At 66.7% G+C, this 22,435-nt stretch carries 17 protein-coding genes; 16 read left to right on the forward strand and 1 reads right to left on the reverse strand.

Annotated elements, in window-relative coordinates:
- Positions 1–6: 6 nt before the first annotated feature.
- From rsmH to lpxC, 14 genes are all read left to right on the forward strand, one after another.
- Entirely contained in the window at positions 7–1,086 is a 1,080-nt protein-coding gene (rsmH, locus tag BAU07_RS05945) for a 16S rRNA (cytosine(1402)-N(4))-methyltransferase RsmH (protein WP_066654949.1), read from the forward strand.
- Entirely contained in the window at positions 1,086–1,376 is a 291-nt protein-coding gene (ftsL, locus tag BAU07_RS05950) for a cell division protein FtsL (protein WP_066654951.1), read from the forward strand. The genes rsmH and ftsL overlap by 1 nt, the downstream gene beginning before the upstream one ends.
- Positions 1,373–3,103, forward strand: a complete 1,731-nt coding sequence (locus BAU07_RS05955) for a peptidoglycan D,D-transpeptidase FtsI family protein (RefSeq protein WP_066654953.1) — start codon at positions 1,373–1,375, stop codon at positions 3,101–3,103. Before ftsL ends, BAU07_RS05955 begins: the two co-directional genes overlap by 4 nt.
- Positions 3,100–5,940, forward strand: coding sequence for a bifunctional UDP-N-acetylmuramoyl-L-alanyl-D-glutamate--2,6-diaminopimelate ligase MurE/UDP-N-acetylmuramoyl-tripeptide--D-alanyl-D-alanine ligase MurF (gene murF / locus BAU07_RS05960; RefSeq protein ID WP_066654955.1), 2,841 nt, complete (start codon positions 3,100–3,102; stop codon positions 5,938–5,940). Before BAU07_RS05955 ends, murF begins: the two co-directional genes overlap by 4 nt.
- Positions 5,930–7,099 carry a phospho-N-acetylmuramoyl-pentapeptide-transferase gene (mraY, locus tag BAU07_RS05965; RefSeq protein WP_066654957.1) on the forward strand — a complete coding sequence of 390 codons (1,170 nt, stop codon included), beginning with the start codon at positions 5,930–5,932 and terminating at the stop codon, positions 7,097–7,099. Before murF ends, mraY begins: the two co-directional genes overlap by 11 nt.
- Entirely contained in the window at positions 7,096–8,640 is a 1,545-nt protein-coding gene (gene murD, locus BAU07_RS05970; protein WP_066654960.1) for a UDP-N-acetylmuramoyl-L-alanine--D-glutamate ligase, read from the forward strand. Before mraY ends, murD begins: the two co-directional genes overlap by 4 nt.
- Entirely contained in the window at positions 8,637–9,830 is a 1,194-nt protein-coding gene (gene ftsW, locus BAU07_RS05975) for a putative lipid II flippase FtsW (protein WP_066654962.1), read from the forward strand. The genes murD and ftsW overlap by 4 nt, the downstream gene beginning before the upstream one ends.
- The gene (murG, locus tag BAU07_RS05980; protein ID WP_066654964.1) at positions 9,827–10,924 is read left to right on the forward strand and encodes an undecaprenyldiphospho-muramoylpentapeptide beta-N-acetylglucosaminyltransferase; all 1,098 of its coding nucleotides are present in this window, start codon (positions 9,827–9,829) and stop codon (positions 10,922–10,924) included. Before ftsW ends, murG begins: the two co-directional genes overlap by 4 nt.
- Complete coding sequence (gene murC, locus BAU07_RS05985; protein WP_066654966.1) at positions 10,921–12,327, forward strand: UDP-N-acetylmuramate--L-alanine ligase; 1,407 nt, start codon at positions 10,921–10,923, stop codon at positions 12,325–12,327. The genes murG and murC overlap by 4 nt, the downstream gene beginning before the upstream one ends.
- Positions 12,324–13,358, forward strand: a complete 1,035-nt coding sequence (locus BAU07_RS05990) for a D-alanine--D-alanine ligase (protein ID WP_084025399.1) — start codon at positions 12,324–12,326, stop codon at positions 13,356–13,358. Before murC ends, BAU07_RS05990 begins: the two co-directional genes overlap by 4 nt.
- Positions 13,359–13,370: 12 nt before the next feature.
- Positions 13,371–14,192, forward strand: a complete 822-nt coding sequence (locus tag BAU07_RS05995) for a cell division protein FtsQ/DivIB (protein ID WP_066654968.1) — start codon at positions 13,371–13,373, stop codon at positions 14,190–14,192.
- A gap of 4 nt (positions 14,193–14,196) precedes the next feature.
- Positions 14,197–15,423, forward strand: coding sequence for a cell division protein FtsA (ftsA, locus tag BAU07_RS06000; protein ID WP_066654970.1), 1,227 nt, complete (start codon positions 14,197–14,199; stop codon positions 15,421–15,423).
- Between the two features lie 175 nt (positions 15,424–15,598).
- A complete protein-coding gene (gene ftsZ / locus BAU07_RS06005; RefSeq protein WP_066664936.1) occupies positions 15,599–16,789 on the forward strand; it encodes a cell division protein FtsZ in 1,191 nt (396 codons plus the stop codon).
- A 243-nt stretch (positions 16,790–17,032) separates the two neighbouring features.
- The gene (gene lpxC / locus BAU07_RS06010; protein WP_066654972.1) at positions 17,033–17,956 is read left to right on the forward strand and encodes a UDP-3-O-acyl-N-acetylglucosamine deacetylase; all 924 of its coding nucleotides are present in this window, start codon (positions 17,033–17,035) and stop codon (positions 17,954–17,956) included.
- 49 nt (positions 17,957–18,005) lie between these two features.
- Here lpxC and BAU07_RS06015 read toward each other — a convergent pair whose 3' ends face one another.
- Positions 18,006–18,434 carry a DciA family protein gene (locus tag BAU07_RS06015; RefSeq protein ID WP_232338257.1) on the reverse strand — a complete coding sequence of 143 codons (429 nt, stop codon included), beginning with the start codon at positions 18,432–18,434 and terminating at the stop codon, positions 18,006–18,008.
- 99 nt (positions 18,435–18,533) lie between these two features.
- On the opposite strand from BAU07_RS06015, the gene BAU07_RS06020 reads away from it, so the two are divergent.
- Together BAU07_RS06020 and secA are read left to right on the forward strand one after the other, a co-directional pair.
- Positions 18,534–19,529: a M23 family metallopeptidase gene (locus tag BAU07_RS06020; protein WP_066664938.1), complete on the forward strand. Its 996-nt coding sequence runs from the start codon at positions 18,534–18,536 to the stop codon at positions 19,527–19,529.
- Positions 19,530–19,693: 164 nt separating this feature from the next.
- A complete protein-coding gene (gene secA / locus BAU07_RS06025) occupies positions 19,694–22,435 on the forward strand; it encodes a preprotein translocase subunit SecA (RefSeq protein WP_066654976.1) in 2,742 nt (913 codons plus the stop codon).

A 22,435-nucleotide genomic window follows, 5' to 3' on the forward strand; every position in this document is an offset into this window, starting at 1 on the left:
GCCGACATGGACCTAGAACATCGGCCCGTGCTGCTGGCGCCGACGGTGGATGCGTTGTTGCTGCCGCATTTCGGCAGCCGCAGGGCCGCCGGCCGCGGCGGGGACGATGCGGCGGACGCGGAACGGCGCCGTCACGGCGTGTTCGTCGACGGTACCTTCGGCCGGGGCGGGCATTCGCGGCTGCTCTTGTCCCGGTTGGGCCCTGACGCGCGGCTGGTGGTGTTCGACAAGGATCCGAGCGCGATCGCGGTGGCGCGGCAACTGGCGGATTCGGATGGCCGGGTTTCGGTGGTTCACGATGGCTTCGCTTCCATGGCGGATGCGCTGGGCAGGCTGGGCGTGGGCAAGGTGGATGGCGTCATGCTCGACCTTGGGGTGTCGTCGCCGCAGATCGACGATGCCGGGCGTGGGTTCTCTTTCATGCGCGAGGGCCCGCTGGACATGCGCATGGATACGACCCGCGGCCTCACGGCTGCGGAATGGCTGGCCGAGGCCAGTGTGGAAGAGATGCGGGAGGTCATTGCGGAATATGGCGAAGAACGGTTTGCTTTTCAGATTGCAAAAACGATTGCAGCTCGCCGCGCAACAGGGCCGCTGCGCACCACGCTCGAACTCGCCGAGCTCGTCGCAGGCGCCGTCCGCACGCGCGAAAAGGGGCAGCATCCGGCCACGCGCACCTTTCAGGCTCTACGGATTTACCTCAATCGGGAACTCGAAGAACTCGCACGCGCCCTCGCGTCAGCTTTAGAACTGCTCGCGCCGATGGGGAGGTTGGCGGTGATCAGCTTTCATTCGCTTGAAGACCGTATGGTCAAGCAGTTCATCGCCGCGGCCGCCCGACCGGCGGCCGCGCATGCGCGCCTGCCGCTGCGTGAAAGCGAGATGCCGCAGCCGGTGCTCCGCAGTCTGGGCCGTATCGTCGCGGAGCCCGGCGAGGTCGCCGGCAACGCCCGCGCCCGTTCCGCGCTGCTGCGCGTGGCCGAACGTACCGACGTGCCGCTGCCGGCCGCAGGCGCGGCGGCTTTCGTCGGCGCGGATCCGCTGTCGGCGGCACGCAGCCGCCGCGCCGCCAAGGGGAAGCGCTGATGGGCCGGCTCAGCCTGCTTCTGGCCGTGGTGCTGATGTCCTGCGCCATCTCCCTGGTCACCAGCCGTTATCAGGCTCGCCAACTCTTTATCGATTACGACCGGGCGCAGGCCCAGGCCCGCGACCTCGACAACGACTGGCGCCGCCTGCAGCTCGATCGCGCCGAGCTGGCGCGTAACGCTCGTGTCGACCGCGCTGCTCGGGAAGACCTCAAAATGATTCCCATCGTTCCCGACCGTACCCTGTACCTGAACCAGGCCGCCGTGCCGGCCGGCGGAGGCGCGCAATGAAGCGCCTGCCCTTCTTCAATAACCCGGTACTGCGCGGCCAACTGCCCGCGTGGCGCTCGCGCCTGGTGCTGATCCTGCTGTTCTGCGGTTTCGGCACGCTGGCGGCGCGCGCGCTGTTCCTGCAGGGCATCAGCACGGACTTCCTGCAGCAGCAGGGCGAGCGCCGCTACGAACGCACCCTGACGCTCGCCGCCACGCGCGGCAAGATCCTGGATCGCAACAATGTCGTGCTGGCGTCCAGCGTACCGGCCCGGGCGATCTGGGCCATTCCCGACGATGCGCGCGCCGCGTCGGCGCAGCAATTGGCGGTATTGGCCAAGCTGCTGGACATGCCGGTCACGGACTTGAACAAGCGGCTCTCGGATGAGGACAAGAATTTCGTCTACCTGAAGCGCCAGGTGCCGATGGAAGTCGCCGACAAGGTCAAGCAACTCGCGGTTCCGGGTATCCACCAGCAACCGGAAACGCGGCGCTATTATCCCGAGGGCGAGGTCATGGCCCACGTGGTGGGCTTCACCAACGTGGAAGACCAGGGCCAGGAAGGCGTCGAGCTGGCGTTCAACAAGCAGTTGTCAGGCCGGCCGGGCTCGCGCCGGGTCATCAAGGACCGTCTCGGCCGCGTGATCGAGGATGTGCAAGCCGTCACGGAGCCCGTCAACGGCAAGGACCTGCGCCTGTCCGTCGATACGCGCCTGCAGTACCTGGTGTTCAAGGCCCTCAGCGACGCAATCGCGCTGCATCACGCGCGCGGCGCCGCGGCGGTGATCCTGGACGCCCATACCGGCGAGGTCCTGAGCATGGCCAGTTTGCCCACCTATGATCCGGGCGATCGCAGCAAGCTGGATTCGGACGCGCTGCGCAACCAGGCAATCACCGATACCTTCGAGCCCGGCTCGATCATGAAGCCATTCACGGCCGCGCTGGCCCTGGATCTGGGCCGCATCACCACTTCGACGATGTTCGAGACCGGCAATGGACGCTTCCACTACCAGGGAGCGACCATCAGCGATGTCAGCCGCAACGGCACCATCAATGTGGCGGATGTACTGCGCCGCTCCAGCAACATTGGCATGACGATGATTTCGGAGCGGCTCGAGCCGCGCGAAATGTGGGATCGGTTTACTGAACTGGGCCTTGGCCAGGCGCCGCAACTGGGCTTTCCGGGCGCCGCCCCGGGCCGCCTGCGGCCCTGGGACCGCTGGCGCCTGATCGAGAAGGCGACCATGGCCTATGGCTATGGCCTTTCCGTATCGCTGCTGCAAATGGCGCGTGCCTACACGGTGTTCGCGCGCAATGGCGACATGGTGTCGTTGACCCTCGCCAAGCGGGACAGCGAGCCCACCAGCGTCAAGGTCTACACCCCCAAGACGGCCGCGCTCATACGCAGCATGCTCGAAGCCGCGGCCGGCCCGGATGGCGCCAAGCTGGCGCAAGTGCAGGGTTATCGCGTGGCCGGCAAGAGCGGGACCGCGCGCAAGATCGTGGATGGCAAGTACAGTACCAGCCGCTACCGCAGCTCCTTCGTCGGCTTTGCGCCGGTTTCGGATCCGCGCATTGTCGTGGCGGTCACCATCGACGAACCCCAGGCCGGGGGCTATTACGGCGGCGCCGTTGCCGCGCCGGTGTTTTCCACCATCGTTGGCGGCAGCCTGAGGCTGCTGAACGTGCAGCCGGATGCGCCCTTCGAGTCCACGGTCGTGGCTGGCCTGCAGGGGTCGTCGCGATGAACGTGGGCAGCGATCCGCGTGCAACCGTGCCGGCCGGCGTCGAGGACGCCGTGCAATGGCTGCGCCAGCGGGTAGCGCCCGGCGCGCATCTGCGCCTGGACTCGCGCGAGGTCCAGCCTGGCGATGTCTTCGTCGCCTGCCGCGGCCGCAGCAGCGATGGTCGCCTCTATATTGAGCAAGCCTTGCGTCAAGGCGCCGCGGCGGTATTGGCCGAGGGGCCGCTCGGCATGGAAGCCGGGCAGTTGCCGGCCGGTGCGCCGGTGCGCGTCATCGACGGCTTGCGAGGGATGCTGGGCACGCTGGCGGACAACTGGTATGGCCGGCCTTCGGCGTCGCTGGCCGTCGTGGCGATCACCGGGACCAACGGCAAAACATCCACCGTGCATTGGCTGGCGCGGGCCTTGACGCGCGGCGGCAAACCCTGCGGCGCCATCGGGACCCTGGGTGCCACGCTGCCCGACGGCGGCGTGCTGCCCGGCAGCTTGACTACTCCCGATGTGCTGGCCGTACACCGCCTGCTGGCCGCCATGCGAGACGCGGGCGCCCAGGTCGTCGCAATGGAAGCATCGTCGATCGGTATCGAACAGGGCCGCATGGACGGCGTCCGCATCGATATCGCTGGATTCACCAACCTGAGCCGGGACCACCTGGACTACCACGGCACCATGCCGGCCTACGAGGCCGCCAAGGCGCGCTTGTTCGCCTGGCCGGGGCTGAGCCGCGCGGTCATCAATGCCGACGACGACGCAGGGCAGCGCTTGCTCGCCGGGCTGCCGGCCGAGCTGGTGCTGGCCTACGGTTTCGGCGCGTCGGCGGACGTGCGGGCGCGCGACCTTGCCGTCACGGGGCAGGGGCAGATCTTCACGCTGGCGACGCGCCACGGTGAGGCTCAGATCCTCACGGGCCTGCTCGGTCAGCACAATGTCGCCAATCTTCTCCTGGTCGCGGGCGTGCTGCAAGCGCTCGGATGGCCCCTGGCGGATATTGCCCGCGAACTCTCCTCCGCGGTGCCGGTCGCCGGGCGCATGGAAGTCGTGACGCCGTTGCTGGAGCTGCCGGGCGCGGACCATGGACCGATGGTGGTGGTCGACTACTCGCACACGCCGGATGCGCTCGCCCGTGCGCTGGCGGCCCTGCGGCCTGTGGCCCAGGCGCGCGGGGGCAAGCTGGTTTGCCTGTTCGGCTGCGGCGGTGACCGCGATGCCGGCAAACGTCCGCTCATGGGCGCCATCGCGGCGCAGGCGGCCGATCAGGTGGTGCTCAGCAGCGACAATCCGCGCAGCGAGGAGCCCTCCGCCATCCTGGCGCAAATCCGCGCCGGCATTCCCGACGGGACCTCGCTCATCGTCCAGCCGGATCGTGCGCGCGCCATCATGGGAACGGTGTGGGCCGCGGCGCTGGAAGATGTCATTCTCGTGGCGGGCAAGGGCCATGAAACCTATCAGGAGATCGCGGGCGTCAAGTATCCCTTCGACGACCGCGAGTGGGCGCGCCTGGCCCTGCTGCTGCCCGGCGTTTCGGCCGTGTCCACGGACACGCGCACCATCGGCGCGGGCCAGCTTTTCGTCGCGCTCGCGGGCGAACGTTACGATGGCCACGATTATCTCGACCAGGCGCGGGCGCAAGGGGCGGTCGCAGCGATCGTGGCGCATCGCGTGGACGGCGCGGCGCTGCCGCAATTGGTGCTGGGCGATACCCGCCTGGCACTGGGTCGCATTGGCGCGGCATGGCGGGCGCGTTTCGCGATTCCGGTTATCGCGGTGACCGGCAGCAACGGCAAGACGACCACGAAGGAAATGATCTCCGCCATCCTGGCCGATTGGCTGGGAGCGGACCAACGCCTCGCGACCGCGGGCAATTTCAATAACGATATCGGCGTACCGCTGACGCTGCTGCGCCTGCGTGCGCATCACCAGGCCGCGGTGATCGAACTGGGCATGAACCATCCCGGCGAGATTGCGGCGTTGGCCGCCATGGCGGCGCCGACCATCGGCCTGGTCAACAACGCTCAGCGCGAACACCAGGAGTTCATGCATACCGTCCAGGCCGTCGCGGAAGAAAACGGCGCGGTGCTCGCCGCGCTGCCTGCCGACGGGTATGCGGTCTATCCGGGCGACGACGTCCATACGGAAACGTGGGACCGGTTGAGCGCCACGCCGCATATCCTGCGCTTCGGATTGCAGGCGGGCCTGGACGTGTATGCCGACCCGGTGCAGGCCGATGCCATGGGTACGCGCTGCCAGATGGTGACGCCGGCGGGCAGCGTCGCGCTCGCGCTGCCGGTGCCGGGCTTGCACAATGTACGCAATGCGCTGGCGGCGTCCGCTTGCGCCCTGGCGGCCGGCGCGCCGCTGGCGTCGATTTGCCGCGCGCTGACGGCGTTTAGCGCGGTAACAGGCCGCATGGTTAGACACGTTCTCAGTAACGGAACATTGCTGCTCGATGACACCTACAATGCGAATCCGGACTCCGTCAGGGCGGCCATCGATGTGCTCGCCCAGCTGCCCGCGCCGCGCGCGCTGGTATTGGGGGATATGGGGGAAGTGGGCGCCAACGGCCCGGCGATGCACCGCGAGGTCGGCGAGTTCGCCCGCCAGCGCAACATCGATCTTCTCCTGACCCTGGGGACGGCCGCCCGCGATGCCGCGGCGGCCTTCGGCGTGACGGCACGGGCCTGCGAGGACGTGGAAGAAATCGTGACGGCGCTGCGCGATGCGAGTGCGCGCGCCGTATTGGTGAAGGGATCGCGCTTTATGCGCATGGAGCGGGTAGTGAAGTTGTTGTTGAGTGGTGATGGACATGCATCCCTGGGCCAGGGAGAACAGCATGCTGCTTGAGATCGCCCGCTGGCTTTCCGACGATATCCGGACCTTCGGGGTCTTCGAGTACATCACCTTGCGGGCGGTGCTGGCGTGCGCGACGGCGCTGCTCATCGGCCTGTTCGCGGGCCCTCGCGTGATCCGCAAACTCACGGAAATGAAAATCGGCCAGGCCGTGCGCGCATACGGTCCGCAGACGCACCTGGTCAAGACCGGCACCCCGACCATGGGCGGTGCGCTCATCCTTATCGGTATCGGCATCAGCACCTTGCTGTGGGCGGACTGGAGCAACCGCTTCGTCTGGGTGGTGCTGCTCGTCACTTTCGGCTTCGGCCTGATCGGCTGGATGGACGACTACCGCAAGGTGGTGCATCGCAATCCGGAAGGGATGCCGGCGCGGCAGAAATTCTTCTGGCAGGCGCTCATCGGCCTGGTGGCGGCGGTGTACCTGGCTTTCGCCGTATCGGCGCCGGCGAATACGGAGTTGTGGCCGCTGTTCCGCGGCTGGGTAATGAGCGGCTTTTCCATGCCTTTGCCCACGCGCGCCGACCTGATCGTGCCGTTCTTCAAGACCGTCAGCTATCCGCTGGGCGTCGTGGGCTTCGTGGCGCTGACGTGGTTTGTCATCGTCGGTACCAGCAATGCAGTCAACCTGACCGACGGACTCGATGGCCTGGCCATCATGCCGACGGTGATGGTCGGGGGCGCGCTGGGCATCTTCGCCTATGTGATCGGCCGCGCGGACTATTCCAAGTACCTGCTTTTTCCTTATGTTCCCGGCGCCTCGGAGTTGATGGTGCTGTGCGCCGCGCTGGCCGGCGCGGGGCTGGCCTTCCTCTGGTTCAACGCGTATCCCGCCCAGGTGTTCATGGGCGATGTCGGTGCGCTGGCCCTGGGTGGCGCGCTGGGCACGATCGCGGTGATCGCACGCCAGGAAATCGTGTTGTTCATCATGGGCGGCGTGTTCGTGGTCGAAACGCTTTCCGTGATGGTGCAGGTCACCTGGTTCAAGTACACCAAGCGCAAGTATGGCGAGGGCCGGCGCATCTTCCGCATGGCGCCGTTGCATCATCACTTCGAGGTGGGCGGCTGGAAGGAAACGCAAGTGGTTGTGCGGTTCTGGATCATCAGCATGATGCTGGTTTTGATTGGCCTTTCGACGTTGAAATTGCGATGAATGCAACGCAATATTCCGCTTCCGACGCCCGCCCAGTCCTCATTCTCGGACTGGGTGAAACGGGTATCGCCGCCGCGCGGTGGTGCGCCCGCAGCGGTGCGCGCCTGCGGATCGCCGATACGCGCGAGCAGCCCGCCGGCCTGGACGGCCTGCGTGCCGCGTTCGAAGGCATGGCGGCGCAGGAACTGCCGGAATACCGCCTCGGCTGCTCAACATTCGACAGCGCCTTGCTCGACGATGTGGCTCAGGTCGTCATCAGCCCCGGACTTGCGCCGAACGAAAGTCCCGCGCGCGAATTGCTGGCCGAGGCCGGGGCGCGCGGTATCGAGGTAATCGGCGAAATCGAACTGTTCGCGCGCGCGCTCGCCACCCTGGCGGAAAGCCGCGATTACCGGCCCCGCCTGGTGGCCGTGACCGGCACCAATGGCAAGACGACGGTGACTGCGCTGACCCGGCAGCTTATCGCCGCCAGCGGGTTGACCGTGCGTGCGGCCGGCAACATCGGCCCGGCCGCCTTGACCGCGCTGATGGACGCGCTGGACGCCAACGCCTTGCCGCAGGCGTGGGTGCTGGAACTGTCGAGCTTCCAGTTGCAGGCGACGCATACGCTCGCGCCCGACGCCGCGGTGGTGCTGAATGTCACCCAGGATCACCTGGACTGGCATGGCGACATGCAAGCCTACGCGGACGCGAAAGCCCGTCTGCTGCGCATGGCCCGAGTCGCCATCGTCAACCGCGATGATCCGCTGACGGCTGCCATGGTCGAACGGCTCGACGATATGCGGGTACGCAGCTTCGGCCGCGATCTTCCCACTCTGGTTGGCGATATGGGACTGGAGCTTGGCCAAGGCGTCGCGTGGCTGTCCGCCTGCGAGGCCACTGATTTCGATATTCCCGCGCCCGTTCCGTCGCGGCGCAAGAAAGACGCGCCGCCGCCGCAGCGGCCGGGCGGACGCCTGTCACGGCTGATGCCCGCCGACGCCCTGCGCATCCGCGGTATGCACAATGCGACGAACACGCTGGCCGCCTTTGCCCTGTGCCGCTGCCTGGACCTCGGCTGGGCCCCCATGCTGCGCGCCGCGCGCGAGTACGCCGGCGAACCCAATCGCGTGGAGTTCGTGCGCCGCATCGGCGATGTGGACTTCATCAACGATAGCAAGGGCACCAATGTCGGCGCGACGGTCGCCGCCCTCGAAGGCCTGGGGCAACCGGTGGTACTGATTGCCGGCGGGCTGGGCAAGGGCCAGGATTTCTCGCCGCTGATCGCGCCGGTCGGCCAGCATGCCCGCGCGGTGGTCCTGATCGGGCGGGACGGCGACGAGATCGGCCGGGTCCTGGAATCCACCGGTGTGCCCTGCGTGGCGGCCGCCGACATGCGCGCCGCCGTGCGCGAGGCGATGGGGCTGGCCCAGCCCGGCGACGCCGTGTTGTTGTCGCCCGCCTGCGCCAGCATGGATATGTTCCGCAACTATGTGCACCGCGGCCAGGTCTTTGCGCAGGAAGCGCAGGAATTGGCGCTGGACCGAGGAGAGGTCGCATGAGCCTGTTCGCCGATCTCACGGGTAGCGTGAACGCCGTGCGGCCCGGCCGCACCCGCATGCGCAATTTCGACATGCCGCTGGTGATCGCCGCGGGCACCTTGCTGGCGCTCGGGCTGCTCATGGTGTACTCGGCGTCCATCGCACTGGCCGACGGTCCGCGCTATGCAGCGTACGGCCAATACTATTTTGTCATCCGGCACGCTGCCTTCGTTTTCATCGGGCTGGTGGCGGCCGCCTGCACGGTGACCATTCCCATCCGCGTCTGGCAACGCCTGGCGGTGCCGCTGTTCATGGTGTCGCTGGTGCTGCTGGCCGCGGTCCTGGTGCCCGGCATCGGCCGCGAGGTCAACGGGGCGCACCGGTGGATACCCCTTGGTCCGATCAATTTCCAGCCTTCCGAGCTGATGAAGGTGGCCGCCTTGCTCTATGCCGCCGACTACACGGTGCGCAAGCAGGAGCATATGCAGAACTTCGGCCGGGGCTTCCTGCCCATGGCCTGCGCCCTGGGCGGAGTCGGGCTGTTCCTGCTCCTGGAGCCCGACCTCGGCGCCTTCATGGTGATCGTCGCGATCGCCATCGGCATCCTGTTCCTGGGCGGCATCAACGGCAAGTATTTCAGCAGCCTGCTGGGCGTGCTGGTCGGCACCTTCCTGCTTCTGATCTGGGCTTCGCCGTGGCGCCGCGCGCGGCTGTTCGCCTACCTGGACCCGTGGAACCAGGACAACGCGTATGGCAGCGCGTACCAGCTGTCGCATTCGTTGATCGCACTGGGGCGGGGCGAATGGTTCGGCGTCGGCCTGGGCGCCAGTATCGAGAAGCTGCACTACCTGCCCGAGGCGCACACCGATTTCCTGATGGCCGTCGTCGGCGAGGAACTGGGGTTCGTCGGCGTGATGCTGGTCATCGGTTTGTTCTCGATCATCGTGCTGCGGGGCTTCGAAATCGGGCGCCAGGCCATCGCCATGGAGCGCACCTTCGCCGGCATGCTGGCGCAGGGCGTGGCCATCTGGTTCGGCGTGCAGGCCTTCATCAACATGGGTGTCTGCCTGGGCCTGCTGCCCACCAAGGGGCTTACGCTGCCGCTGATGAGCTATGGCGGATCCGGCGTGCTGATGAACCTGATCGCCCTGGCCATGCTGATACGCGTGGATCTGGAAAACCGCACCATGATGCGCGGAGGCCGCGCATGAGCGAGCGTACCGCCTTGATCATGGCCGGTGGCACGGGCGGGCATATCATGCCCGGCCTGGCCGTGGCCGACGTGCTGCGCGAGCGCGGATGGCGGGTGCTGTGGCTGGGCAATCCGGACAAGATGGAAGGACGCCTGGTGCCGCCGCGCGGCATCGAGATGGCGGCCTTGCGCTTCCAGGGCGTGCGCGGACGCGGCGCGGTCGCGCTGCTGCAATTGCCGGCGCGCCTGGGGTCGGCCTTGCGGCAGGCCTGGGGCCATCTGTCCGCCTTCCGCCCCGACGTGGTGCTGGGCATGGGCGGCTATGTCGCATTCCCGGGCGGTGTGGCGGCGGCCTTGCGGGGTATCCCCCTGGTATTGCACGAGCAGAACGCCGTGGCGGGAACCGCCAATCGCACCCTGGCCCGGATCGCGCGCCGGGTGTTGACCGGTTTCCCCGGGGTACTGCCGCGCGGCGAGATGATCGGCAATCCGGTGCGGAGCGAATTCGCCGCGGTTGCCGCACCCGCCCAGCGCTTCTCCGGCCGTACCGGCCCGCTGCATGTATTGGTCGTGGGCGGCAGCCTCGGCGCCCAGGCCTTGAATACCCTCATGCCGCAGGCGCTGGCGCGCCTGCCGGAATCATCCCGCCCGCAGGTGCTGCACCAGGCTGGCGAACAGCACATCGAAGCGCTGCGGGACGGCTATGCCGCCGCGGGCGTGCGTGCCGACTGCCGGGCATTCATCGCCGACATGGCCGGCGCGCTGGCGGCGGCCGACCTGGTGATCTGCCGCGCCGGCGCCATGACCGTCGCCGAGGTCGCCGCCGTCGGCGCGGCTGCCTTGTTCGTGCCATTTCCGCATGCCATCGACGACCACCAGACCGCGAACGCCCGTTATCTGACCGCAGGCGATGCCGGCTGGCTGCGCCAGCAGGCCGACCTTACGCCGCAGTGGCTGGCCGACTGGCTGGCGCAACGCGGTCGCGACGAATTGCTGGCCGTGGCCGAACGTGCGCGATCCCACGCCATGCCCGACGCCGCTGAACATATCGCCGACGCCTGCGAGGCCGCTGCGGTCCGGCGGGCCGGACGCGGGACGAAACACGCATCATGAAACATCGCATCCAACACATCCACTTCGTCGGCATCGGCGGCTCGGGCATGAGCGGCATCGCCGAAGTACTGCTGAACCTGGGGTATCGCGTCAGCGGGTCCGACTTGAGCGATTCGGCGGTGACACGCCGCCTGTCGGGCCTGGGCGTGTCCGTCGTGATCGGCCATGCGGCGGGCAATATCGCCGGCGCGGATGCCATCGTCACCTCCACGGCCGTGGCGGGGGACAATCCCGAGGTCATCGCCGCGCGGGCGACGCGTATTCCCGTCGTGCCGCGCGCCATCATGCTGGCTGAACTGATGCGGCTCAAGCGCGGCATCGCCATCGCAGGCACGCATGGCAAGACCACCACCACCAGCCTGGTCGCCAGTGTGCTGGCCGCCGGCGGACTGGATCCGACCTTCGTCATCGGCGGGCGCCTGAACTCGGTCGGCGCCAACGCCAGGCTGGGGCAGGGTGAGTACATCGTGGTCGAGGCCGACGAGTCGGACGCCTCGTTCCTGAACCTGCTTCCGGTGATGGCGATCGTCACGAATATCGACGCGGACCATATGGATACCTATGGCCACGACGTCACCCGCCTGAAGAGCGCCTTCATCGAGTTCACCCAGAAGCTGCCTTTCTATGGCAGCGCCGTCCTTTGCGCGGACGACGCCAATGTCCGCGAAATCATGCCGTTCGTGTCGCGGCCCATCACGACCTACGGCCTGAGCGCCGAGGCGCAGGTGGCGGGTCGCAACGTGCGTGCGGACGGCACGCGCATGTGCTTCGATGTGGTGCGCCGTGACCGGGACATCGAACTGCCTGCCTTGTCCGTCACCTTGAACCTGCCCGGCTTGCACAACGTGCGCAATGCGCTCGCCGCCATCGCGGTGGCTTCGGAGCTGGGTGTACCGGACGAGCAGATCTGCAGCGCCCTGGCGTCCTTCCACGGCGTGAACCGCCGCTTCACGCATGCCGGCGACTTCGCGGTGCCGGACGCGCATGGCGGCGGGCGCTTCACGGTGATCGACGACTACGGTCACCATCCGGTCGAAATGGCCGCCACGCTAGCCGCGGCGCGCGGTGCCTGGCCCGAGCGCCGCATCGTGCTGGCTTTCCAGCCGCACCGCTACACGCGCACCCGCGACTGCTTCGAGGATTTCGTGCGTGTGCTGGGCTCGGCGGACGCCGTGTTGCTGACCGAAGTCTATGCCGCCGGCGAAGCCCCCTTGGTGGCTGCCGACGGGCGGGCGCTGTCGCGCGCCTTGCGCGTTGCGGGAAAGGTCGAACCTGTGTTCGTCGACGATGTCGCGGAACTGCCGCAGGCCGTCCTGGACTTCGTCCGTGCCGGCGATGTGGTGATCGTGATGGGGGCCGGTTCGATCAGCAAGGTCCCGGCACAGATAGGAGAACTGGCATGAGCGCACACGATACCCACGGCGGCTCGGCGACGCAGGAGCAAAGCCTGCAGCGTGCCCGCGCGGCTGCACAGGCCGGCTCGGACGGCCGCGGCCTGGGGCGCGTCGGCGTGCTCTATGGTGGCCGTTCGGCCGAGCGCGAGGTTTCGCTGATGTCCGGCGCGGGCGTGCACGAGGCGCTGCGCAGCGTGGGCGTGGATGCGCACCTGTTCGACACGGGCACGCAGAGCTTCGCCGCCCTGGAAGCCGCCGGTTTCGACCGTGTCTTCATCGCGCTGCATGGCCGCTATGGCGAGGACGGCACGATCCAGGGCGCCCTGGAAGTCCTGGGCATTCCCTACACGGGCAGCGGGCCGGCGGCGTCGGCGATCGCCATGGACAAGATCATGACCAAGCGGATCTGGCTGCAGCATGGCCTGCCGACGCCGGACTTCGCCATCCTGGACGCGCAGACGGAGCTGCGCCGTGTGCCCGACAGTCTCGGGCTGCCGCTGATCATCAAGCCGCCGCACGAGGGCTCGACGGTCGGCATCACGAAGGTGCGCGGCTACTCCGATATGAAGCAGGCCTACGAAGAGGCGGCGCGCTTCGACAGCGAGGTGCTGGCCGAACAGTTCATTACCGGGCGCGAGCTGACGGTGGCGCTGCTAGGCGCCGGCGCCAACGCCCGCGCGCTGCCCGTCATCGAGATCGTGGCGCCCGATGGCAACTACGACTACGAGCATAAATATTTCTCCGACGATACGCAGTACTTCTGCCCGGCCGACCTGCCTGAAGCGGTCGAACAAGAGGTGCGCCGCATCAGCGTCGAAGCCTATCGTGCGCTGGGATGCGAGGGCTGGGGCCGCGCCGACCTCATGCTGGACGCCGAACAGCGCGTATGGCTGCTGGAAATGAACACTTCGCCGGGCATGACCGGGCATTCGCTGGTGCCGAAGGCGGCCCAGGCGGTCGGCATGTCCTATCCCGAACTCTGTGTGGCTATTCTGTCCGACGCTTCGTGCAAGGTACGCAGCCCGGCTCGCAATTCCTGACCTGGATATTCCGTGTGGAACGACGCTCGCACCACCAATCTGATCGCCAACACGCTAGCCGTGCTGGCGGTGCTCGCCATGCTGGCGGGTGGCGTGGTGTGGCTCGCCAAGCGACCGTATTTCAATCTGACGGCGATCGAGCTGGAAGCCGCGCCGGATTCGCAGCTGCACTACGTGTCGCCCGTCAGCATGCGCACGGCGATTGCGGGCGGATTGAAAGGCAATTTCTTTACCATGGACCTGGACCAGGCGCGGGCGCTGTTCGAGTCGGCTCCATGGGTGCGCCATGCCACCGTGCGCCGGATATGGCCGAACGTCTTGCGCGTCCGGATCGAGGAGCAGCAGCCGCTGGCGCTGTGGAACGAGAACCAGATGATCAACACCTGGGGCGAATCGTTCACCGCGAACACGGGCGAGCTGGACGACGAATCGGCGCTGCCGCATTTCTACGGACCGGACGGCAGCGAAAGCCTGGTCGTGCAGCGCTATGCGGAGCTGGCGCGCTGGTTCGCGCCGCTCGATATGCGCGTCCAGGACCTGGAGCTCAGTCCGCGGTACGCATGGCGCGTGACCTTGTCGAACGGGCTCAAGCTCGACCTGGGCCGGGACCCCGGGGCCGATGCGCCGGATCCGAACGGTCCCCCGGGAGCCTTGCCCTTCGCGGCGCGCATCCAGCGCTTCGTGCAGGCCTGGCCCGCTTTGACGCAGAAACTGGAGGGCCGCACCATTTTGCAGGCCGATTTGCGCTACCCGAACGGGTTCGCCTTGGCTCTGGCGCCGTTGCCGGAATCCGAATCGAAAACCAAACCGAAATCCAATCTCAAAAAGCGCTAACGCCATGACCCGTGACATCAAGGACTTAATCGTCGCCCTCGATATCGGAACCAGCAAGGTGGTGGCGGTCGTCGCCGAAATCCTGCCGGAAGGCCGATTCGAGGTGCTGGGCCTGGGCCAGCATGAATCTCGCGGCATGCGCAAGGGCGTGGTCGTCAATATCGAGACGACGGTCAACTCCATCCAGCGCGCGCTGGAGGAAGCCGAGCTCATGGCGGATTGCAAGATCCGCGATGTCTACACGGGGATCGCGGGCAGCCATATCCGCAGCTTCAATTCCAGCGGCATGGTGGCGGTCAAGGACAAGGAAGTGACGGCCACCGATGTCGCGCGGGTCATCGAGACGGCGAAGGCTGTCAACATTCCCACCGACCAGCAGGTGCTGCATGTGCTGACGCAGGAGTTCATCGTCGACGGGCAGGAGGATATCCGCGAACCGATCGGCATGAGCGGGTTGCGGCTCGAAGTGCGCGTGCACATCGTCACGGGGGCGGTCAGCGCCGCGCAGAACATCGTCAAGTGCGTGCGCCGCTGCGGCCTGGAAGTCCAGGACCTGATCCTGCAGCCGCTGGCGTCCAGCCTCGCCTGCCTGACCACCGACGAAAAGGAACTGGGCGTGGTGCTGGTCGACATCGGGGGCGGCACGACGGACGTGGCCATCTTCACGGGCGGCGCGATCCGCCATACGGCGGTCATTCCGATCGCCGGCGACCAGATCACCAATGACATCGCGGCGATGCTGCGTACGCCGACGCCGGATGCCGAGGAAATCAAGCTGCGCTATGGCGTCGCCAAGCAGGTGCTCGCCAGCCCGGACGAGACCGTCGAGGTGCCCGGGCTGGGCGATCGCGGACCACGGCTGGTCAAGCGCCAGGCGCTGGGCGCCGTCATCGAGCCGCGCATCGAGGAACTCTTCACCCTGGTGCAGCAAGTGGTGCGGGATTCCGGATACGAGGATCTGCTCGCCTCCGGCGTGGTGCTGACCGGCGGATCCGCGCAACTGCCGGGCATGGTGGAGCTGGCCGAGGACGTATTCCTGAAGCCGGTGCGGGTCGCGGTGCCGGAATATGAAGGCAGCCTGGCCGACGTGATGCGCAATCCGCGCTTCGCCACGGTCATGGGGCTGTTGCAGGAAGCGCGCATGCAACGCATGCGCGGGCGCAAGGTCGCCGCGCAAACGGGAAATTTCAAGAGCCTGTTGGCGCGCATGAAGGAATGGTTCATGAATTGATAGGGATCGTGCTGCCGGCGATCCCGGGGCGTGCCGCAGAGGTGGGCGGTGCGCTGGCGGAGACGCTTCAAACCCGTGGCGGACCATGGCGGTCGGCGTCGGCTTTGAAGCGATTCACAAAGAAGGTAGTTGGGGAATTTCTTGTGACTTGCATATCAGACTTGAGGGAGTCTTCATCATGAATTTCGAAATGCTCGAAAACAGCACGAAAGGGACCGTCATCAAAGTGGTGGGCGTGGGCGGAGCAGGCGGCAACGCCGTCGCGCACATGATCCGCAACGGCGTAAGCGGTGTGGATTTCATTTGCGCGAATACCGATGCGCAGGCCTTGGCGGCCACCAACGCACCGGTGCAGATCCGTCTGGGCCGTACCGGACTGGGCGCGGGCGCCAAGCCCGAGCAGGGCCGTGCATCGGCGGAAACCGCGCGCGAGGAAATCCGTGCCGCGCTGAACGGCGCGCACATGGTTTTCATCACGGCGGGCATGGGCGGCGGCACCGGCACGGGCGCCGGTCCGGTCGTGGCGGAAGTGGCCAAGGAACTCGGCATCCTGACGGTGGGCGTGGTCACCAAGCCGTTCGTCTTCGAAGGCAACAAGCGCCTGAAGATGGCCGAGGAAGGTATCAACGAACTGGCCAAGCATGTTCATTCGCTCATCGTGGTGCTGAACGAGAACCTGTATGACCTGATGGACGAGGACGCCACGCAGGAAGACTGCTTCAAGGCCGCCGACGACATCCTGCACAATGCCTGCGCCGGTATCGCGGAAATCATCAATGTCGAGGGCAACGTCAACGTCGACTTCGAGGACGTCAAGACCATCATGGGCGAGCAGGGCCAGGCCATGATGGGCACGGCCACCGCATCGGGCGCGGACCGCGCCCGTGTCGCGGCCGAACATGCCATTGCGTGCCCGCTGCTGGAAGGCATCGACCTGCATGGCGCGCGCGGCGTGCTCGTCAATATCACCGCCAGCCGTACCCTCAAGATGCGCGAAACGCGCGAAATCATGGAAACCATCCGCGGTTATGCCTCCGAGGATGCGACCGTGATCTTCGGTACGGCGTACGACGAATCCATGGGTGAAAACCTGCGGGTTACCGTGGTGGCGACCGGCCTGGGACGCACGTCGACCCGTCCGCAACTGGTCCAGGGCACCGCGGAAGTGCTGCGTACCGGCACGGACAATTTCCCGCTGGGCGGCATGACGTCCAACGGCGCCGGACAGGGCGACTACCGCAACCTGGACATGCCGTCCGTGATGCGCAATCCCCGCACGCAGGCGTCGGCGCAGGTCCGGGCGCTGGAAAGCTCGGGCATGGACCACTTCGACATTCCGGCATTCCTGCGCAAGCAGGCGGATTGATGAGCGGTCCAGGCGAGGCGGTCCGGCTCTGCCGCCTCGTGCCGCATTTCCACTCCCTCGAGTCCGGCCCGCTTTCCCCGGCGGGCTGGGCTTTGGGAAATGGGAACTGCCTGTCGATAGACGCAGTCTATGGTTACAGTAGGTTGCTTTACGTTGGCCCGTCCCCCTTGCAGGGTTACAATGCCAGTCTTGTAACGGCAGGACATGGCGTTCCGCATGTCTAACCAAAAATCAAAAGAATCCATGTTTCGTCAACGCAGCATCCAGAATCTGGTAAGAACGACCGGCGTCGGGGTCCATTCGGGACGCCGGGTCGAACTCACCCTTCGCCCCGCTGCGCCGAACACCGGGATCGTGTTTCATCGCATCGATCTGCCCGAAGTGGTGGACCTGCCCGCCTCGGCGACCGCGGTCGGCGATACGCGCATGGCGTCGGTGTTGCAGCAGGGCAATGTCCGGGTATCCACTGTCGAGCATTTGATGTCGGCACTGGCCGGCCTGGGTATCGACAATCTGCACGTCGACCTGACCGGCGAGGAAGTGCCGATCATGGACGGCAGCGCGGCGACCTTCGTGTATCTGTTGCGCTCCGCCGGCATCGTGGAACAGAACGCCGCCAAGCAGTTCATCCGTGTCCGCAAGCCGATCGAGGTCCGCGAAGGCGAGGGCCGCAACGAAAAGTGGGCGCGGCTGGAGCCGCACGACGGTTTCGCCCTGGCGTTTTCCATCGATTTCCGCCACCCGGCCATCGACTCGACGGCCAATTTCGCCGAGATCGACTTCGCCACGCATTCGTACGCGCGTGAGATCGCGCGGGCACGCACCTTCGGTTTCGTCAACGAAGTCGAAGCGCTGCGCTCGATGGGCCTGGCGCGGGGCGGCAGCCTCGATAACGCCATCGTGATGGATGAGTACCGGGTCCTGAACAGCGACGGGCTGCGGTATGACGACGAATTCGTCAAACACAAGATTCTCGACGCCATCGGCGACCTGTATCTGCTGGGCAAGCCGCTGGTGGCACGCTACGTGGCGTGCAAGTCCGGGCACTATCTGAACAACCAGCTGGCCCGAGCGCTGTTGGCCCAGCAGGAATCCTGGGAACTGGTTTCCTACGAATCGCAGGCCGCCGCGCCGCGCGCCTTCAGCTACGAGTGGAAGTTGGCCTGACTCTACGCCCTGGCCGCCGGGACGCGCCCGTGTCCCGCCAAGTGGGCGCTTATCCTTGCCGGTGATGCCTCAGCAGCCGGGCCACGGCATCGGCCAGCGGGCCCGGATGCAAATTGTCCTGTAGTGCCTCGAAGGCGCCCAGCGCCACATCGCCCAGCGGGACGGCTTCCTTGACGGGCCGTGCCGGTTTCATCCCGGCGTCGAACAGTCCCGCTTGAACCTTCACCGTGATTTCGTTAAGGTTCCACCCGGCCGCTTGCAGCGCCTGGGCGATGCGCGGCGCCATTTGCCGCAATTTCGCAGCGTGGGCGGGGCCCGGAACGGCCACTTGCAGCCGCTGGTCCTCCAGGCGGGCCACGCGGCAAACGGCGCCCAAGCCGGGCGGCAAGGCCGCGGCGATCGCATGCTGGATCTGCAAATGCAGGCGGGCCGTGGCCAATACACCCGCGCCGCGTGCGTCGTGGCCGAGCCATCCCATGGCGGTGTTTTCCCGTCGGGCCCGGCCGGAACTCGGGCGGTATGAAGCGGGCTTGGTCATGCCGGTCCAGAATAAGGAATTCGATTGAAGTTTGTCATTATGCATGCCGGACGCGGTTCGACGAGGCAATTTGTCTTCGAGGGCGGCCGGTTGGCCTTGCTGATGAGCGGCGCCATGCTGCTCGCCGCACTGGCCGGGGCGCTGCTGTATCGCGGCATGGGGGCCGGAATGCTGCCCGCGGCGCATGCCGGCCTGGCGCCCAGCGACCCGCGGGCAGCCTATACCGAAGATGATTTGCGGCGCCACCTGGCCTTGCTGGCCGAGAAGGTGGGGACGCTGCAGGCCAGGCTAGCCGGGGTCGACGCCCTCGGCCAGCGGCTCGCCCTGGCCGCCGGCGTCTCCGGCTCGACCGATGGCGGCGCGGCCCGCGCCGGTTCCGCCATCCTGCCGCCTGCCGCCGCGGGCGCGGCGGTGGCCGCCGGGCCGGCGATCCTGCCCGACGCCGACTCGGCCACCGACATCGCCGCACCCGGGCCGGCTCAGGCCCTGGGCCGCGACATCGACGTGCTGGCCGAGGAACTGGCCGAACGGCTGGCCACCATGCAGGTGCTGGATATGGCGCTGACACGCCAGCGCGCCGATCTTGCCCGCCTGCCGACGTCCATGCCGGTCAGCGACTACCCCTATCTGAGTTCTTCCTACGGCTGGCGCCGCCACCCGGTCAGCGGCCGCCACAGCCGGCACGACGGGCTCGACTTCGCCGCGCCGCGCGGCACGCCCATCCTGGCGGCGGCGGGCGGCGTCGTCGTGGCGGCCGGGTGGGATACCGGCTATGGCAATCGCGTCGAGATCGACCATGGTGACGGCTTGATGTCGCGTTATGCCCATGCGTCGGAGGTCCTGGTCATGCCCGGGGACCTGGTCGAGCGAGGGCAGCCGGTGGCCCGTGTCGGGTCTTCCGGCGTGTCCACGGGACCGCACCTGCATTTCGAGGTGCGGCTCGGCGGTCAGGCCCTGGACCCCCGCCTGTTCCTGGGCCGTCAAGCCACCGCCCCGCCGACCGTTGCGTCCACCGCGGCGCCGCTCATGCGCTGAGCTGGCTCGGGCCCGTCTGGTTGCCGGCATCCGGCCCGGACTGCGGTTGCCGTGGTGCGTTACACTCGATCGTTTCCCGGCGGACTCTTCCGCTCTATCCAACAACAAGACTTGTGGTGCGCGGATGTCCTCTTGCTGGACGTCCGGCGCGCGCGGACATACGCATGGTTTCTCTGCTCAAAAAACTCATAGGCAGCCGCAACGACCGGTTGCTTAAGCAGTACCGCAAGGTGGTGAGCCAGATCAACGGCCTGGAATCCACCATCGCCGCGCTCTCGGACGAGCAACTGGCGGCCAAAACCCAGGAATTCCGCTCCCGCTTCGAGCAAGGCGCCACGCTGGACGATCTCCTGCCCGAAGCCTTCGCCGTCGTGCGCGAGGCCGGCAAGCGGGTCTTCGGCATGCGGCATTTCGATGTCCAGATGCTGGGCGGCATCGCCCTGCACAACGGCAAGATCGCCGAAATGCGTACCGGCGAAGGCAAGACGCTGATGGCGACGCTGCCGGTCTACCTGAACGCGCTGTCCGGCAAGGGCGTGCACGTGGTCACGGTCAACGACTACCTGGCGCGCCGCGACGCCGAATGGATGGGCCGCCTGTACGGCTTCCTGGGAATGTCCGTGGGCGTGGTCGTGCCTCAGCAGCCCAACGAAGAGAAGAAGGCCGCCTACGCGGCGGATATCACCTACGGGACCAACAACGAGTTCGGTTTCGACTACCTGCGCGACAACATGGAGTACCGGGTCGAGGACCGTCGCCAGCGCACGCTGTCGTACGCGATCGTCGACGAAGTGGACTCCATCCTGATCGATGAGGCGCGCACGCCGCTCATCATTTCGGGCCAGGCGGAAGACCACACCGAACTCTACATCCGCATGAATGCGGTTCCGCCGCTGCTCAAGCGCATGGAGACCGAACCCAAGCCCCAGGAGCCGGAACCCGAGGGCGACTATTGGGTGGATGAGAAGAGCCAGCAGGTGTACCTGTCCGAAGCGGGGCACGAGCACGCGGAAGCGATTCTCAGCCGCCTGGGTATCCTTCCTGAAGGGGAGTCCCTGTACGACCCGCGGCATATCGCCTTGATGCACCACCTGATGGTGGCCCTGCGGGCGCATACGCTGTTTTTCCGCGATCAGCAGTATGTGGTCCAGGATGGCGAGGTCGTGATCGTCGACGAATTCACCGGTCGCCTGATGGCGGGCCGGCGCTGGTCCGACGGTTTGCACCAGGCCGTGGAGGCCAAGGAAGGCGTCAAGATCCAGCACGAGAACCAGACGCTCGCTTCCATCACCTTCCAGAACTACTTCCGTATGTACGAGAAGCTGGCCGGGATGACCGGCACGGCCGACACGGAAGCGTACGAGTTCCAGGAAATCTACGGGCTTGAGACGGTCATCATCCCGACCAACAAGCCGATGGTCCGCAAGGACCAGAACGACCAGGTCTTCAAGACCGCGCGCGAAAAGTACGACGCGATCCTGGCCGACATCCGCGACTGCCACGAGCGCGGCCAGCCCGTGCTGGTCGGCACCACCAGCATCGAAAACTCCGAGCTGCTGTCGGGCCTGCTGCAAAAGGCGAAGCTGCCGCATCAGGTGCTCAACGCCAAGCAGCACGCACGCGAGGCGGAAATCGTCGCCGAAGCGGGCAAGCCCGGCCACATCACCATCGCAACCAACATGGCCGGCCGCGGTACCGATATCGTGCTGGGCGGCAGCGTCGACAAGCAGATCGACCTGCTGCACAGGGATGTCAACCTGCCCGAAGCGGAGCGGAACGCGCGTATCGAAACCATCCGCGCGGAATGGAAGCCGGCCAACGAGAAGGTCAAGCAGGCGGGCGGCCTGCGCATCATCGGTACCGAGCGGCACGAGTCGCGCCGTATCGACAACCAGTTGCGCGGCCGTGCGGGTCGGCAAGGCGACCCGGGCTCCTCGCGTTTCTACCTGTCGCTGGAAGATCCGCTCATGCGCATCTTCGCCGGGGACCGCGTGCGGGCGATCATGGAGCGCCTGAAGTTGCCCGAAGGCGAGCCCATCGAGGCGGGCATGGTCACCCGCTCGATTGAAACCGCACAGCGCAAGGTGGAAGGCCGCAACTTCGATATCCGCAAACAATTGCTGGAATACGACGATGTCGCCAATGACCAGCGCAAGGTGCTGTACGCGCAGCGCAACGAGGTGCTGGAATCCGCCACGGTCGGGGCCACTGTCGAAAACCTGCGCGATGGCGCGTTGACGGAACTGTTCCGCGCCCACGTGCCGGAAGAATCCGTGGAGGACCAGTGGGACGTGCCGGCGCTGCAGCGCGCCCTCGAGTCCGACTTCCAACTGGCCCTGCCGTTGACGGAGATGCTCGAGAAAGAGCCCAACCTGACCGATGACGACCTGCTGGCGCGCGTGCTGGAAGCCGCGGCGGAGTCCTACCGTGCCAAGGCGGCCCAGGTGGGGGCGGACGGCTGGGCGCAGTTCGAGCGCTCCATCATGCTGCAGGCCATCGACCAGCATTGGCGCGAGCATCTCTCTTCGCTGGACTATCTGCGCCAGGGTATCCACCTGCGCGGCTATGCGCAGAAGAACCCCAAGCAGGAATACAAGCGCGAGGCTTTCGAGCTTTTCTCCGGCATGCTGGACCGCATCCGCGACGACGTGGTGAAGGTGCTGATGACGGTGCGCATCCAGTCGCAGGAGCAGGTGGCGGAGGCCGAGGCGGAAGCGGCCCAGCCGCATGTGCACAACGTGCAGTACCAGCACGCGGACTACGACGAAGCGCTGGCCAGCGGCCAGGACGATCGGCCGCCGGTGCAGCAGCCCACCCGCAACGCGATGCCGAAGGTCGGGCGCAACGATCCGTGCCCCTGCGGCAGCGGCAAGAAGTACAAGCAGTGCCATGGCAAGCTCGCGTAG

Source organism: Bordetella flabilis (genome assembly GCF_001676725.1).
Lineage (GTDB): Bacteria > Pseudomonadota > Gammaproteobacteria > Burkholderiales > Burkholderiaceae_B > Bordetella_C > Bordetella_C flabilis.